This window comes from Agrobacterium sp. 10T429 (genome assembly GCF_056393925.1).
The window spans coordinates 1-486 of the sequence record NZ_JBFTGV010000040.1 but is presented as its reverse complement, the minus strand read 5'-3'; the positions used below and the strand labels follow the sequence as shown (position 1 = coordinate 486).

Below are 486 nucleotides of genomic sequence, written 5' to 3'. Positions count from 1 at the left end.
GTATGAGGGGGGCCATCTGCCCGGCTGGCGCTGGGCCCCAGGCGGGCAACTGGTGCAGGCGACCGACGAGTACCTGGCCACGCGCCGTGCGCGCATTGTTCTGGCGGACTTCGACGGCGTGCGCGCGCTGACAACGGCCGCGTGGCTGGCGCAGCTAGGCGGCTACGAGGTCTTCGTCTACGCTCCTCAGGCCCATGCGGGTCTCGTGACCGGCCCGGAGCCGGTGCGCGTGCTGATATCGCAACCGCCTGCCGCGCCGGTGTCGGCGCAGCAGGCGTCGCAACGGCTGGCGTCCGGCACGGCAAGGTTGTTCGATGTGGAGCGACGATCCGCCTACGAGAAGCGCCATGCAGAGGGCGCGTATTTCGCTGTGCCAGACCGGCTGGAAGCGCTGATTGCCGACATTCCGGCAGATCACGTCATCCTGATCACTTCGTCGGATGGTGTGCTCGCGCGCGCGGTAGCCGCGGAACTGGTGGCGCGTAC

Annotated in this window: 1 pseudogene; it reads left to right on the top strand. The window is 68.9% G+C overall.

Features of this window, described 5'->3' with window-relative positions:
* Nucleotides 1-52: 52 nt before the first annotated feature.
* A pseudogene (locus tag AC1DCP_RS26395) lies at nucleotides 53-486 on the top strand (rhodanese-like domain-containing protein); the annotation flags it as partial.